Annotated in this window: 19 protein-coding genes; all 19 read right to left on the bottom strand. The window is 34.8% G+C overall.

The annotated features are described in order from the left end of the window. The 19 genes from ES674_RS00765 to ES674_RS00680 all read right to left on the bottom strand — a co-directional run bounded on the left by ES674_RS00765 (position 1) and on the right by ES674_RS00680 (position 11,865). The gene (locus ES674_RS00765) at positions 1-1,524 is read right to left on the bottom strand and encodes an ArdC family protein (RefSeq protein WP_148402083.1); all 1,524 of its coding nucleotides are present in this window, start codon (positions 1,522-1,524) and stop codon (positions 1-3) included. A 12-nt stretch (positions 1,525-1,536) separates the two neighbouring features. Beyond that, a complete protein-coding gene (locus tag ES674_RS00760; RefSeq protein WP_148402082.1) occupies positions 1,537-2,001 on the bottom strand; it encodes a hypothetical protein in 465 nt (154 codons plus the stop codon). 32 nt (positions 2,002-2,033) lie between these two features. Further along, complete coding sequence (locus ES674_RS00755) at positions 2,034-2,654, bottom strand: hypothetical protein (RefSeq protein WP_148402081.1); 621 nt, start codon at positions 2,652-2,654, stop codon at positions 2,034-2,036. Between the two features lie 45 nt (positions 2,655-2,699). Beyond that, positions 2,700-2,900 (bottom strand): hypothetical protein, encoded by a 201-nt coding sequence (locus tag ES674_RS00750; protein WP_211359263.1) that lies wholly within the window; start codon positions 2,898-2,900, stop codon positions 2,700-2,702. Positions 2,901-2,922: 22 nt separating this feature from the next. Further along, complete coding sequence (locus ES674_RS00745) at positions 2,923-3,357, bottom strand: hypothetical protein (protein ID WP_148402079.1); 435 nt, start codon at positions 3,355-3,357, stop codon at positions 2,923-2,925. Positions 3,358-3,361: 4 nt separating this feature from the next. Then, a complete protein-coding gene (locus ES674_RS00740) occupies positions 3,362-3,571 on the bottom strand; it encodes a hypothetical protein (RefSeq protein WP_148402078.1) in 210 nt (69 codons plus the stop codon). Continuing rightward, positions 3,568-3,906 carry a hypothetical protein gene (locus tag ES674_RS00735; protein WP_148402077.1) on the bottom strand — a complete coding sequence of 113 codons (339 nt, stop codon included), beginning with the start codon at positions 3,904-3,906 and terminating at the stop codon, positions 3,568-3,570. Before ES674_RS00735 ends, ES674_RS00740 begins: the two co-directional genes overlap by 4 nt. Positions 3,907-3,933: 27 nt before the next feature. Continuing rightward, positions 3,934-4,080 (bottom strand): hypothetical protein, encoded by a 147-nt coding sequence (locus ES674_RS15345; RefSeq protein ID WP_170233934.1) that lies wholly within the window; start codon positions 4,078-4,080, stop codon positions 3,934-3,936. Between the two features lie 2 nt (positions 4,081-4,082). Then, positions 4,083-6,761 (bottom strand): hypothetical protein, encoded by a 2,679-nt coding sequence (locus ES674_RS00730; protein ID WP_148402076.1) that lies wholly within the window; start codon positions 6,759-6,761, stop codon positions 4,083-4,085. Continuing rightward, a complete protein-coding gene (locus ES674_RS00725) occupies positions 6,752-7,354 on the bottom strand; it encodes a transglycosylase SLT domain-containing protein (RefSeq protein ID WP_148402075.1) in 603 nt (200 codons plus the stop codon). The genes ES674_RS00730 and ES674_RS00725 overlap by 10 nt, the downstream gene beginning before the upstream one ends. 11 nt (positions 7,355-7,365) lie before the next feature. Beyond that, complete coding sequence (locus tag ES674_RS00720; RefSeq protein ID WP_148402074.1) at positions 7,366-7,761, bottom strand: carboxypeptidase-like regulatory domain-containing protein; 396 nt, start codon at positions 7,759-7,761, stop codon at positions 7,366-7,368. 1 nt (position 7,762) lies between these two features. Further along, positions 7,763-8,188: a hypothetical protein gene (locus ES674_RS00715; protein WP_148402073.1), complete on the bottom strand. Its 426-nt coding sequence runs from the start codon at positions 8,186-8,188 to the stop codon at positions 7,763-7,765. 10 nt (positions 8,189-8,198) lie between these two features. Then, the gene (locus tag ES674_RS00710; protein ID WP_148402072.1) at positions 8,199-8,777 is read right to left on the bottom strand and encodes a hypothetical protein; all 579 of its coding nucleotides are present in this window, start codon (positions 8,775-8,777) and stop codon (positions 8,199-8,201) included. Beyond that, entirely contained in the window at positions 8,777-8,965 is a 189-nt protein-coding gene (locus tag ES674_RS00705) for a hypothetical protein (RefSeq protein ID WP_148402071.1), read from the bottom strand. Before ES674_RS00705 ends, ES674_RS00710 begins: the two co-directional genes overlap by 1 nt. 2 nt (positions 8,966-8,967) lie before the next feature. Further along, positions 8,968-9,912 carry a hypothetical protein gene (locus ES674_RS00700; protein WP_148402070.1) on the bottom strand — a complete coding sequence of 315 codons (945 nt, stop codon included), beginning with the start codon at positions 9,910-9,912 and terminating at the stop codon, positions 8,968-8,970. Between the two features lie 20 nt (positions 9,913-9,932). Then, positions 9,933-10,184: a hypothetical protein gene (locus ES674_RS00695; protein ID WP_148402069.1), complete on the bottom strand. Its 252-nt coding sequence runs from the start codon at positions 10,182-10,184 to the stop codon at positions 9,933-9,935. 93 nt (positions 10,185-10,277) lie between these two features. Further along, positions 10,278-10,646: a hypothetical protein gene (locus ES674_RS00690; protein WP_148402068.1), complete on the bottom strand. Its 369-nt coding sequence runs from the start codon at positions 10,644-10,646 to the stop codon at positions 10,278-10,280. A gap of 99 nt (positions 10,647-10,745) precedes the next feature. Further along, positions 10,746-11,333, bottom strand: coding sequence for a hypothetical protein (locus tag ES674_RS00685; RefSeq protein ID WP_148402067.1), 588 nt, complete (start codon positions 11,331-11,333; stop codon positions 10,746-10,748). A gap of 70 nt (positions 11,334-11,403) precedes the next feature. Continuing rightward, positions 11,404-11,865, bottom strand: a complete 462-nt coding sequence (locus ES674_RS00680) for a hypothetical protein (RefSeq protein ID WP_148402066.1) — start codon at positions 11,863-11,865, stop codon at positions 11,404-11,406. Positions 11,866-11,884 lie beyond the last annotated feature (19 nt).

The following is an 11,884-nucleotide window of genomic DNA, read 5'->3' as shown; positions in this document are numbered from 1 at the left end:
TTATTTTAATTTAAGTTTGATCTTTAATTTTAACGCTTTGGCTCTTGCTTTTGCTTTTTCCTTATCGTTGTTTTTTGGCTCTGGTTTTGGTTCTGGTGAAGGGCTAGAAACCTTTTTTATATTGTTTTCGTCAAAATCCTTGATTATATAATCAACTGCTTTTTGGGCCTGCTGTGTTGCGAAAATGAAGAAGTCGGGGTTTTCTTCTGTTAAATCAACTAAATCTTGGTACCATTGTTTTAAATAGGCAGCTTGGTTAATATGGGTTACTTCTAAAATACCGCACAAACCACATAGATAACTTGCGCCTAATTCAGCTATAAGTTCTTCAAATGCTCGTGATGCATCTTTTTCCTTTCCTTCGTATTTTTCTTTTCTGTTTAAACGATCTTGGTGTAAAGTAGAATGTATCAACTCATGGAACATAGTTGAATAGTATTCCTCTGGTGTATCAAATTCCTCAATATTTGGAATATCCAATATATCTGTAAGGGTGTTGTATTTAGCTTCTTTTGGGTTGTGCTTGATCTTTGGTTTATCTACGAAGCTTGAAATAATAGCTTCGGCAATATCAATACGTTCAGCTGTTGTATTTAATTTAGGTTCTGGAACTTCATACTCTATTCCTTCCGTGTCTGCAATATTAAAAACACGGTAATATTTTAAATATCCTTTAGACCAATATTCGTTTTTATCTAGCTTTAAAAATAAAATTTCTTTGTCAGTTAGCTGAATACCTTTATAGTTAGATTGTGTGATTTTAAACGTTTTTTTACCACGACGTTTAACCTCATAACCTCTTACCTTTGAGAGTAAGGCGTTTTCTTTGTCTGTACTTTCTGAAAAATCTTTTAAGGACTTAACAAAATTATAATATACCAATGGAACGGTTTTAGATCCCTTTTTAATGTTGCCGCCTAAATCCTTAATTTGTTTACCTGTTAAATAATAAGGTGTTGGCATAATAGATCCTAAAAGAACATTTAGAATAATGCTGTTTGTTCCCGAATATGGTTTTTTTGAAACAAAATTTTGTGCTGGTATGCTTGCTTTATTTGCCCAACTTTGTTTCCATGCTGGTAATGGTTCGCCTGTATTAATTTTATCTAAAATCAATTCGTTAACCATTTGTTCAACATCTTTAGCGGCTGCCCCTAGACCGATATTGTAATCTTCATCATCTAATATATCTAAATCATTATCTGATAAAATTTCGTGTCCGTTAGCTAAATAACCACCACCTAATCCACATTTTGTAATTGCAGGATAAGCTAAACCTTGTAAATTAAACTTTTCTTTTAAGCTTAAAATTTTAGATTTCAATTTTTCTTTTTTAGTGCTTTTTTTAACCTTTTCAACACGTATTAAATTGCCTTCATTATCATACATGAAACCTGGCTTTAAACGTCCGCAGTTGTCTAAACCTTCTTTTGCTAAACCGCTATGCCTTGGCGCGCCTAATCCGGGTTTACTATCTTTTTTTGTTATAAGCGCAATTGCACCACCGATTAAAAGTGAGATCATAAGTTTAGTTTTTTAAATAATGTAGTTTTTTCCTAAAATGGTAACGTGAGCCTTGGTTATAAGGGTTGTATTTGTGCCTTGACTAACAAAGCTGTAAAGTGTACTGCCTAAATTTTCTGTGGGTACAATTACCTGTATATTGCTTAATAACATTTCGCCAAAGGCATTTATAACTATGTTATTTACTTGTTTGTAAGCATCGGCAACCTTAATGCCTTTAGCTGTAAAAACTTCAATTTTATGTAGCTGTATGGCGGTGCCTGTATTTAGTGAAAATTCTTCGGGCGTTGGGTTTTGTAATAGCAAATCTAGATCTATAAGGATGTGATCTGATTTTAATTTAAAGCTGTTGATCCTGGAAACCTTAAATTTTAAATTTTGAATAATAGCAGAAATTTGGCTAGCCTTGTTTTTTGCAAACAAAGTGCCAAATACTAAAATGCCGCCTATGCCTATGGCTATGGTTTTAAATTTCATTGTGTGGTAATTATTATGGTGACTGCAAAATACTACTTTTTTCGCTTATCTATTACAAATGTCTGGGTTTTTCCGCAGCTATCTTTAATTATTACGGTTGCTTGTTTTTTTCCGAAAAGCCGGGTTTTAATGCCTAAAAATTTCCATTGCCTGCGTTCCCAATAGCTAATAACATCACTTGCATTTTTAAATTGCCTATCTGTTATGTCTAAACTTAATGTATCATTTTTAAATATGATGAAACCCTTTACAATTAAACATTCTGTACTATCTATTACAGGTATTTTTATATTTCGTTGGCTTTTTATGGCTTCTAAAACAGGCGATAAATCTACGGTCCGCTTTGTGGTATCTGTATATTTTAAAGTTTGGGTTATAATTTGCTCAATCCTGTTTATTTTTATTTTATTGGCTTCTAAAAACTGTTGCAAATCTTGCCGGGAATACTGTAAATATTCTTCAATTTCTTTTTTGGTGTAAACCTGTTTGGCGTATTTAAGACTATCTTGTTTACGGATCTGGATTAGGTTATCTGTTTGCCGGGCATTTTCTTTTTTTTGATAGCTATAATCCTGGTAAAAATAAATAGCTAAACCAATACCAACCATTATTAAAACGGTTTTTAGGTTGTTTAATGTTAAGAGTGATAGCATAAGGCAGATTTTTAACGCCAACAATTACATTGCTGGCGTATGGTTTTACTCTTGGTTGCTTGTTAGCATATTTACTACCATTGCAATTGCCGCTAGTACTATGGCACCAATCATAATTACTTGGCTAGATAAGCCAAACAACTCGGCATTTTCTGTTAGTGTATTCCATAAGGCCGTAATTATAGCTATAATGGTTACTACTGTGGTTTTTGCGTGCTTTTTTACGGCTGCTTTCATGTTAAACATAGTGTTGTGGTGTTATTATGGTTTATAAAAAAATTATTAATGGTTTTTCGGTGGTATTCATATAGCCAACGTGTACCCATTTTACGGTATCGGCAAAGTTTTCTAGGGTGTTTAACTTTAATAATTTACCGTCTTTTATTAGCTGAATTATAAACTTGTATAATTCTTCTATTTTGCCGTTTACGGGTTCCAAATCAAAAGTGTTGCCGTTTTTATGAGTTGAATAAAATGAGCCATCTGGATCATTAGGCGGTCTTAACCCGCGAGAATCTAAACCCAAATTAAGCCTATTGCAATAAATACCCGAATTATGGATTTTACGCCATTCATCGTTAATAGTTTGCATATCTCTTAAACATTGTTCGTCCAACCTTCGCCATGTGTTTTTTACGCCAATGGCTTTTATTATTTGCGGGTGGGCCAACTCGCTTAATTCGTAATTTTTAGGCTTGTACATGGTTTTAGTTTTGCGTTAGTTGTTCCTGTTTAAAGTAATCTAGATTTTTTTCAATTTTAATAATTAAACTATCAATAGCTATGTTGTGATCTGGCAGTTCTGAACTGTAATAAAGTTCACCCTTTGGAAGTTGTGGTGCTACATACTTATTTTTGGGTTCTAAAACTACCCAGGCACAGCCTATGGCAATACAAAAATATATTACGCTTTTCATTTCTTTTGAATTTCTTGTTGATATATAAAATCTGTTTTTAAAAATACTTCTTCAAATTTTTTACGATACACTTCGTTTTGTTCATAATAAATCCTATTTTTTTCCTTGTTGCACTCATTAATTTTGATTTGAAAATCGCGATTGAGATTATCAATTCTAGCAACATAAGTACTATCATTTCTTTTCCTGTCATATTTGAGGGCTTGTAATTCTTTTTTAAAATCGGCTCTGTCAAAGTAGGCAACAGATAAAATACCCAAAAGGAGTACGGCTATTTGGTTGGTTTTGGTTTGTTTTAAAAACCAGTTTCCAAATTCTTTAAGTTGTTCTATCATTGTTTTAAAAATCCCTCAATTTTTAGTTTATTTTAGCAAATCTTCTGGTTTTACGCGGTTTTGTTTTGGTAGCTTAAATTGGCTAATAGCACGCAGGTTTACAATTGCTTTTTGTATTTCTGTTAGATTATTAAAATCTTTTTGCGTTTGCTCTATTTGCCGCGGCTCTCTCATGTTTATACGCTTGTTGCCGTTACAACGCCTGCATTATCTACCGTTAATTTAAAAACGGTATTATCTGGACTGCGTAATTTTTGAAACTCTATGGAACTATTAGGCATACCCACATTTCCTGCCCAATCACATTTTGGACTTTCTTCGGTTATGTTTGGCACGTACAAAGCATCGGTTTCATTACTTACGCCTGCTCGTGTAACAATCATGTTTTGAAGCTGGAAGGTTTTTGGGTTTGAAAAGTTAGCAGCTTCAAAATCTGCTATTTTCCACCCTGTTGGAATGTCAATATTTGCATCTGTGTAAAACCGGCTTTTAAAATCTAATCCTGCGCCTTTTTTAAAGAGTGTTCCTGTTGTGCCTGTAAGATTGCGCACAATTACTTCTTTGGTACGGAAACCACCTAACCATGTTCCTGTAAGCGTTAAACCATCTGCACAACTAAACATACCTATATTAGTCCATAAGCCTTGACGAAAACCTTTCATTTCGCCTAAACTGGCGCAATCTTCAAAGTTTACTTTTATAAACTCCAAGGCATTAAAGCCTGTGGCATCTGTAAGGTTGAAAATTCCGCTTTGTGGGGTGCTTAATTTTAAGCTATCAATTTGCATACCACCAGAACCACCAACAGGACTGCTAAAAATACTTTCGCCTGCTACGTCTTTTATTATTTTACTGGCTTCCAGACCGTAACCGTTTAGGGTTAGGTTTCCGCCTGCTGGAACTTCTATAAATTCACCTGCTAAAAGTGTTATTGTGCCATCAACTATATAGGTTGTGTTGGTGTCTAAAGTGCGATTAATTAATTCATATCTACTTCTTACTACCAGCTCATTTTTTTTGTCCTTAAACGTGTTGTTATGTTGTATAGCGGTAATATTTTTACCGAAACTTTTTATATTGGTGGTTAGAACCCCGTAAACATCAACAATTGATCCTATTGCAGCGCCTTCAATTATGCTTTCTTGGTTTGGGTTGTTGGAAGTTAAACTATTAACGCCTTTAAACACAACAGGTAGTAACGTAGTGCCTTCTGAAACATACATTAAACTATTTTCAAACTCAATATTTGAATTTTCAATATAACAGCTACCTAATGTGTTATTTAAAGCACCTACTTTTCCTGTAAAGTTTTTAAATTTATAATTAAATGACCTGCCTGCCTGTCCGTTATACGCTATATACTTATTATATGAACTTATGCTCCCTGTAACGGTAATATCTGAATTACTACATCTGTATGTTATAACAATGTCTAATGAATTATCAATGACTGTTTTATTAAAATCTATTATAAATGAAGTAGAAGCAACACCATAACTAGAAAATTCTACTACTCCAAACCCACTAATTTTATTGATTTTTATTTTGTTATAACCACCCCCGCCACTAGCGAACGATGCACCACCTACAACATTTATTTCATTTATTTCAATATCTTTTGAAAAGCTTAAAATCGTGCCAAGTTGTTTGTAAAATCCGCGAGGCATTTGCTGAATATTTAAAATTTTATTTACCTTAATTAACCCTACAAATGAAGCTATTGCAGATATAGAATTTAGATTAAAAGTATTGCATTCTATTTTTGAGAGTTCATCTGCTTGAAATACAGCATGGTCAGGATGATTAGCCGAACCGCTCAATTCGATTTTATTTGCAATAATATTTAGTTTATTACTGCCAACGTGGTTTTTAACCCCGTGAAATAAAAGATTAGAAAATGGAGTATCGATTGAAAAAAAGCCAGAAACTGTGAGGTGATATACCGGGCTGTTAGTTATTGTTGGATTCATGCTAAAATCAAAAACGCCACCATTATCAGTTTTTAAAAAATAATTATTGCCAGATATTGGCGCATTCATTATTCGCGTAACGTTATTATCAATATAATAGTAAATCCAATTACCTACTAACCCCACTCTAGCAGCATACGCACCAAAATCTGTTTTAAAAGGCTTTCCACGGTTTTCAATTACAGCCGTATCATCATTACCGTTTACGGTGTCAATAAAAATAGTGTTCCCTATAATAGCGTCTGTTGCGCCAATATCATCTACAAACTCGCTTAATTTTCTTGGTAGTAATTCTGTGAATGGTACAAACTCTTTTTTTAGGGTTATTTCCGTTCCTGTTGTGCCATATTCTCCACCTAAACCAATAAATAAATATTGTACTAAATCGCCATTGTTTAAGGTGTTAACTACACGATAGCCATCTTCTTGGTCTTGTACTGGGTTTTCAGCGTCTATAAATGTATGGGCATCAAAGGCGGTGTGTATTTCGGTTGCGCCTATTTCGCCTAAATCTATAATTTGGGTGTCGGCAAGTTGTGTAAGGTCTGTGGCTTCTATGCCTATTTGCCCTGTTTCTTCAATTTGGTTTAATGTAAGTGGTGGGTTTCCTGTGCCGTAACTTCCTTTACCTACATTATTTAATTGATATACGAATACTTTGGCGTTTAATAGTCCGCTTGATGGTGATAGACTAACTTGTACAAACTTAAATAGCGGTTCTTCAATTTCAGAAACACCAAAAGCTGGTCCGTTATTAATTTTAGTTAATGCTGAAATACTATTAAAAGGAATAGCGGCCGTATAATATAAGGTTTTGTTTATATTATCTTGCTCTATGGTAGCCCCGCCACCACCGTTATTTTTTGGTTTTATGCTTATTCCCATAACTTTAATTTTTTACCACCGTAATAGGCTGCTGCTGCAAATACAACAACGCCAAAAAGGCTAATGGTTTTATTGGTTTGTACTAAATGAATTAGGTTTGCTGGTATGCGGCTTAACATAACCGTTTCAACTTCCTGTTTTGTAATTTTACCATCTTTGTTAATATCAAAAATGGGGTTGCTAGTGGCTATTACGCCTGGTGGTATGCGGCTGGTTTGCAATACATAATTACCTGCTTTACCTATGGCAATGGGGAAAAAGGTTGCAAAATATAGATCTATATAACTTTTAATTTTTGTTTTATAAGGGTTGTAATATTGCTTTACGTAATCTAGTTGCTGTACGCCACTCATGCGGCTTAATGCGCTTACGGTAGTACCTAAACTTTGGGCCGTATTTGGCATAAACTGAATTAACCCGGTTGCACCTGTAATATGGTTTTCTATGCTTGGGGAAAATGTGCCTGCGCTTTCAAAATTAATTACAGCCATTAACCAATTAGGATCTATGTTTAAATAGCTGCTTACCTCTTTTATTTTTGCAATGAAAGCGGTGCGTATGTTGCTTGGTACTTTGTCTTGGTATATTAACATGGTTTGGGGTTTTATTCGTCCATTGTGGTTACGCTATATAAAGCAAATGCGCCAATTATGGCACCAATGATATATAAACCTGCACGGCTCTTTTTAGGCGTGTTTGTTATTACAACTTCATCTAGTTGGTTGGCACCTTCTACCATGTAAACGGTTTGTTGCACGCTGTTTACTAGCATGGTTTCCGTTTCATAAGTTTGGTGCGAAAAAACAAGCGTGTCCGTAATTAATGCGTTTAACTGAAAGTTACCGTTTGCATCTGTGGCGGTTCCTGTGGTGGGCCTGCCTTGTACAAATATATTAACATTGCTTACAGGTTTTCCCGTGGCAATATCTATAACTTTACTAATAACACTTACAATAGGAATTGAAGTGTTTATGGGTGCTGGTATGCGGTTTGAATACATATTATAACGATTTTATAAAGTTGGTATTTATAAAGCCATGCCCGCGACTTAATGCCGGGCCAACATAAAAAGGAATATCAATAATAGCATAAGTATCTGTGGTAAAACCATCTGCTATAATGGCTATAACTTTACCTAATTGATCGTCTTTTTTGGCGGTTAACCTTATATCATCTTTACGCTCCCAATAGGTGCCACGGTCCACAACTGAAAATAACGTGGTATTGTTTTTTTTAGCTAAAACCGTTGTGCCAATTAACGCTTGTAGTGCGTTTGGCTGCTGTGGGTTTACTTCTGGAAATTCTGACGGGTTGTCTATGCTTGGAGCATCTGAATTGCCTTCATTTTTTTTTACCAAATAATACATACCTAGTAAAGAAGCTGCTAAAGATGTTACGCCAATTATAGTACTGATATTTTTTTTCATAAGTAGTTTTTTAAAAGACGGATCCCGCTTGTGTTACTATGGATTTCACTTGTTTGTAAACGTCATAATCTAAAATTGAATTTAATTCTGCTTTTAACCACCAAATTAAATCTTGTTTTTCTGAAACATTACCACCAAACCAATTGGCAGGCGGTGAACCATCAAAAATAACGGCATAGTTTTTTTGCCCAAATTCATTGAAAATAAGTTTAAAATCTTCTGGGTTTATTTTCTTAAAAATTTGATAAATAGTGCCTTCGTCTGTGGCTGATCCAAATGCATTGTGATTAAATGCCGTTAGCAATTGTGCGGCATAGTTTCGGGCCTGCTCGGTGCCAATAGAAAGTTTGGTTTGATCTATTTTATAACCAAAATTGATAGTGTTATCTACATCACCATCACCATTAAAAAAATTATTAATAGCTTTTACAGATCTGTAACCTAAATAAATAGCTAGAATACCACCAACAATATAAAGCGTTTGCTTTGGGTTGTCTGCTACGGATTTCCCTACTTTTTTCGCGCTGTTTGATGCTGTTGAAACTGCTTTTTTAGCAACGGTTTTTACTTTGTTTGTGGTTGTTTCCATTATTTTACGCCTGTCATTAATTTTATCATAGTCCAATTTGAACTAAATTTTTTCCGTGCGCCTTCATTGTCGGCTAACATTCCTAAACGGTCTAATTCCTGCGTTGGCAGTTTGTTTAAAATGTTTAATGCTTTGGCTCTAACATCTAGATCCATGGCGTTTTGCCCGGTAACGTTTATTGTTTTCATAATTATACAGTTGGTGAAGGGTTAATAAATTGATTAAAGGAACCCATTAAGCTAGGGTTGCTTTGTAGGGCTGTAAATAGGTTGTAATAGTTTAAAACCATATCATCTGATAATTGGGCTGAAATGATAAATTTTATTAGTTGCGCCTGTTTTTCTGTTAAACCTGCAAACGGATCTACAACGGCACCGCCTAAACTTGCTTGTGGGTTTTTAGATTCTAAAATCCCTTTTAAAAGTTCTGGAAACTTATCTGCAAATGCTACGGCTGCTGGTGTGTGCATTAAATTTTCAAAAGAAGATTTTGCACCGCTTGTAATTTTATCTTTTTCAAGTTCTAACCTATCATTTGCTAATGTGCATTTGCTGGTAGCTTCATCTAGTTTTACTTGAAGTGCGCTCTTATCGGTCCGTAAGGTTAAAACTTCGGCTTCCAAACGGTTTTTTTCGGCTTCAATTAATTCTAACCTGGTAGATTTACGTTCATAATCCATTAACTGTGCAAAACCTAATGAAATACTTTGCCCACCTGCTAAACCTACGTTTGAAAGTGTTGCTTGTGGTTGTGGTGCTGTCATATTATAGTTTTGTGGTTGTGGAAAAGCTGGCGTTTCCTGTGGTTTTTGCGCTTGCTGTTGTGGTTGCTGCTGTGATGCATTTAAAATGCAGGTAACATCTGGAATTTCCGATTTTAAATAACGGTTTCCTTTTTTCTTATAAAACTGAATACGAACGCCTGGCATTCCTTCGGCTTTTAAATGCTGTAAGAAACCTAAAACAGATCCATGTTTTTTTTCAATATCTTCAAACTGCCAAACATTTTGACTCTCATATTTCCCGGCATAACCTTTACTAATTTTTTGATTAGTTGCAGAATTATGAAAAAAGAAAACGTGTTTATCCTTTAGGTTGGTTATTTGATTGGTTAATTGATCGAGTGGACTTTCCATTTTGTTAAGAGGGTTTTTTATTATGGATTGTTGGCGTGTAGTACGCCATAACTTACTACAAGATCATTAACTTGGCTGCCGTTATTTTCAAACTTAAAATTGATTTTAGTGTTTGAAATGGCAAAAGGAAGATTAACCCACTCCATAATCCCGCCCGCTTCAATTTTGATACCTTCAACGTAAACAGTTGATGTACCCGCGTTGTAAAATGATGGTGAATAATAGTTTTGAAATTCAAACATATCATTTTCAGAAAAATGTAATATTAACATTGTTCCCGTTTTTTGAAAGTTGAATAACGCAGTAAAAAACTTGGTTATTTCGGCTAAAAATCCTTTTAAATCCATTGCTAATGCTTGTTATTATTAATAATTTTCTTCGGTGGTGTCTATTACAAAAACAACTTGAAATGCGGAATCATTGCCCAATTTTTTAAGGGCTGTAAATTCCACGAAAACGGTTCTGCCTGCAATAAAATTAACAGGTCTTAAACCTTCATAACCATTATCCGGGTGCTTGTAATTATGCACATGAACAGGCTCTTCTTCGTAACCTTTATTTCCCGATTTAAAACCAACGGAAATAAGGTTATTGTTTATGTTTTCAGTTCCATCTGTGTAAACTAGGACCCCTATCACACGACCTTCCCGAAGTGAAGCTTTTACACTTACAAAATCTGTGGAGTTTAGCATGACTGCGTTTACAACATCATGCACTATATTTTTTTTATTCATTTTAATAGGTTTTTTAATAAAAAAAAGCCAATGAGATTATAACTGCATTGGCTTTTTTTAAAGTTATTACTCGTTTTTTGAGTTGTATTTTATTTAAACCTATGCACTAGCTTTTAAGGCAGTTTGCGCACCGAATAACCCAACTTCTACAAAGTGATTACCTGTACCTAAAGCGGCACCTTCTGGCAATTCAATGTTTAAATCAAATTTTTGTCCTTCACGAATTAAGGCCCAAACCATTAACTTAAATCTGTCACCATCTACCGAACTTGGAGAAGAATTTTTACCAGAAATTAAAGACATGATTGGAATATTAATAGGTGTACGGTTTCCTTGAATTAAAACTAATTCTGCATTACGTAAAGCTAATGGCACGTCAGACGTTATATAACTTACTGCTGCTGCATCCGTTACCGTAGCATCTGTTGCGTACTTGAATGAAATACTTTCAATAATAAGATTACGGTAATCGTCAAGCTTGTTACCTGCGATGTTTGTAAGTCCTACTACTTCTTCTGTTTTACCATCAATTAACTTGATCGTATTACCACCTGCGGTAACTTGTTTACGGATATACACGGCTGCATCTTGTGCGCTAATGTTTCCTTTTGCTAATTCGTCTTGCGTTCCTAATGGTAACAAAGCTGTTACGAACGTTAAAAATTGGATAATTGCTGTTAATTTCATCTTTTTACTTGATTAAAGGTTTTTACTTTTTTTTACTTTTTAAAAATTATTTTACTTGGTGTAATTGCTTTTAAGCTAATAGGCTCATTGGCGTAATTACTGGTCTTGGTTGCTCAAAATTTGGGTTTCCTAAACTAGACATTCCGTATAGTTCTTTGTTTCTGTTTTGAAGCGGCATAGCTAAAGCTTGCTTTACTTGCACTTCTGATAATGCCAAAGCATCTGCTACAAAAGAATTTGCCGTTGCTGATGCTGGCAATACTTTTACTAAATTTTCTCGTGAAACTTTAACGCCTTGATGGATTGCCATACCTGCAAATGCGCCTTTGGCACCTTCTGCAACGGCTCCAGATCCGTTAATTGTTAACATTCCTAATACACCAACCCCTAAAACTGCTAAACGTGCATAGGTTGGGTTGTCAAGAGGAATGATAGATGCTACTGCATCACTCACCATTGCGCCAACTGTTGCGCCTGCAAGCATACTTGCAGTGTTAGCGGCTCCTTTTTTTGTGGGTTTTTTAAAATTCATTTTTGTTGTGGGTATTAAT

The sequence above is a fragment of the Bizionia myxarmorum genome, assembly GCF_008086205.1.
In the GTDB taxonomy this organism is placed as follows: domain Bacteria; phylum Bacteroidota; class Bacteroidia; order Flavobacteriales; family Flavobacteriaceae; genus Algorimicrobium; species Algorimicrobium myxarmorum.
This window is presented reverse-complemented; position numbering and strand designations above follow the sequence as displayed.

What these genes read in the sequence shown, in the direction of transcription:
- ES674_RS00765 (WP_148402083.1), bottom strand. Translation starts at nt 1,524, where the DNA reads ATGATCTCACTTTTAATCGGTGGTGCAATTGCGCTTATAACAAAAAAA.
- ES674_RS00760 (WP_148402082.1), bottom strand. Translation starts at nt 2,001, where the DNA reads ATGAAATTTAAAACCATAGCCATAGGCATAGGCGGCATTTTAGTATTT.
- ES674_RS00755 (WP_148402081.1), bottom strand. Translation starts at nt 2,654, where the DNA reads ATGCTATCACTCTTAACATTAAACAACCTAAAAACCGTTTTAATAATG.
- ES674_RS00750 (WP_211359263.1), bottom strand. Translation starts at nt 2,900, where the DNA reads ATGTTTAACATGAAAGCAGCCGTAAAAAAGCACGCAAAAACCACAGTA.
- ES674_RS00745 (WP_148402079.1), bottom strand. Translation starts at nt 3,357, where the DNA reads ATGTACAAGCCTAAAAATTACGAATTAAGCGAGTTGGCCCACCCGCAA.
- ES674_RS00740 (WP_148402078.1), bottom strand. Translation starts at nt 3,571, where the DNA reads ATGAAAAGCGTAATATATTTTTGTATTGCCATAGGCTGTGCCTGGGTA.
- ES674_RS00735 (WP_148402077.1), bottom strand. Translation starts at nt 3,906, where the DNA reads ATGATAGAACAACTTAAAGAATTTGGAAACTGGTTTTTAAAACAAACC.
- ES674_RS15345 (WP_170233934.1), bottom strand. Translation starts at nt 4,080, where the DNA reads ATGAGAGAGCCGCGGCAAATAGAGCAAACGCAAAAAGATTTTAATAAT.
- ES674_RS00730 (WP_148402076.1), bottom strand. Translation starts at nt 6,761, where the DNA reads ATGGGAATAAGCATAAAACCAAAAAATAACGGTGGTGGCGGGGCTACC.
- ES674_RS00725 (WP_148402075.1), bottom strand. Translation starts at nt 7,354, where the DNA reads ATGTTAATATACCAAGACAAAGTACCAAGCAACATACGCACCGCTTTC.
- ES674_RS00720 (WP_148402074.1), bottom strand. Translation starts at nt 7,761, where the DNA reads ATGTATTCAAACCGCATACCAGCACCCATAAACACTTCAATTCCTATT.
- ES674_RS00715 (WP_148402073.1), bottom strand. Translation starts at nt 8,188, where the DNA reads ATGAAAAAAAATATCAGTACTATAATTGGCGTAACATCTTTAGCAGCT.
- ES674_RS00710 (WP_148402072.1), bottom strand. Translation starts at nt 8,777, where the DNA reads ATGGAAACAACCACAAACAAAGTAAAAACCGTTGCTAAAAAAGCAGTT.
- ES674_RS00705 (WP_148402071.1), bottom strand. Translation starts at nt 8,965, where the DNA reads ATGAAAACAATAAACGTTACCGGGCAAAACGCCATGGATCTAGATGTT.
- ES674_RS00700 (WP_148402070.1), bottom strand. Translation starts at nt 9,912, where the DNA reads ATGGAAAGTCCACTCGATCAATTAACCAATCAAATAACCAACCTAAAG.
- ES674_RS00695 (WP_148402069.1), bottom strand. Translation starts at nt 10,184, where the DNA reads ATGTTAATATTACATTTTTCTGAAAATGATATGTTTGAATTTCAAAAC.
- ES674_RS00690 (WP_148402068.1), bottom strand. Translation starts at nt 10,646, where the DNA reads ATGAATAAAAAAAATATAGTGCATGATGTTGTAAACGCAGTCATGCTA.
- ES674_RS00685 (WP_148402067.1), bottom strand. Translation starts at nt 11,333, where the DNA reads ATGAAATTAACAGCAATTATCCAATTTTTAACGTTCGTAACAGCTTTG.
- ES674_RS00680 (WP_148402066.1), bottom strand. Translation starts at nt 11,865, where the DNA reads ATGAATTTTAAAAAACCCACAAAAAAAGGAGCCGCTAACACTGCAAGT.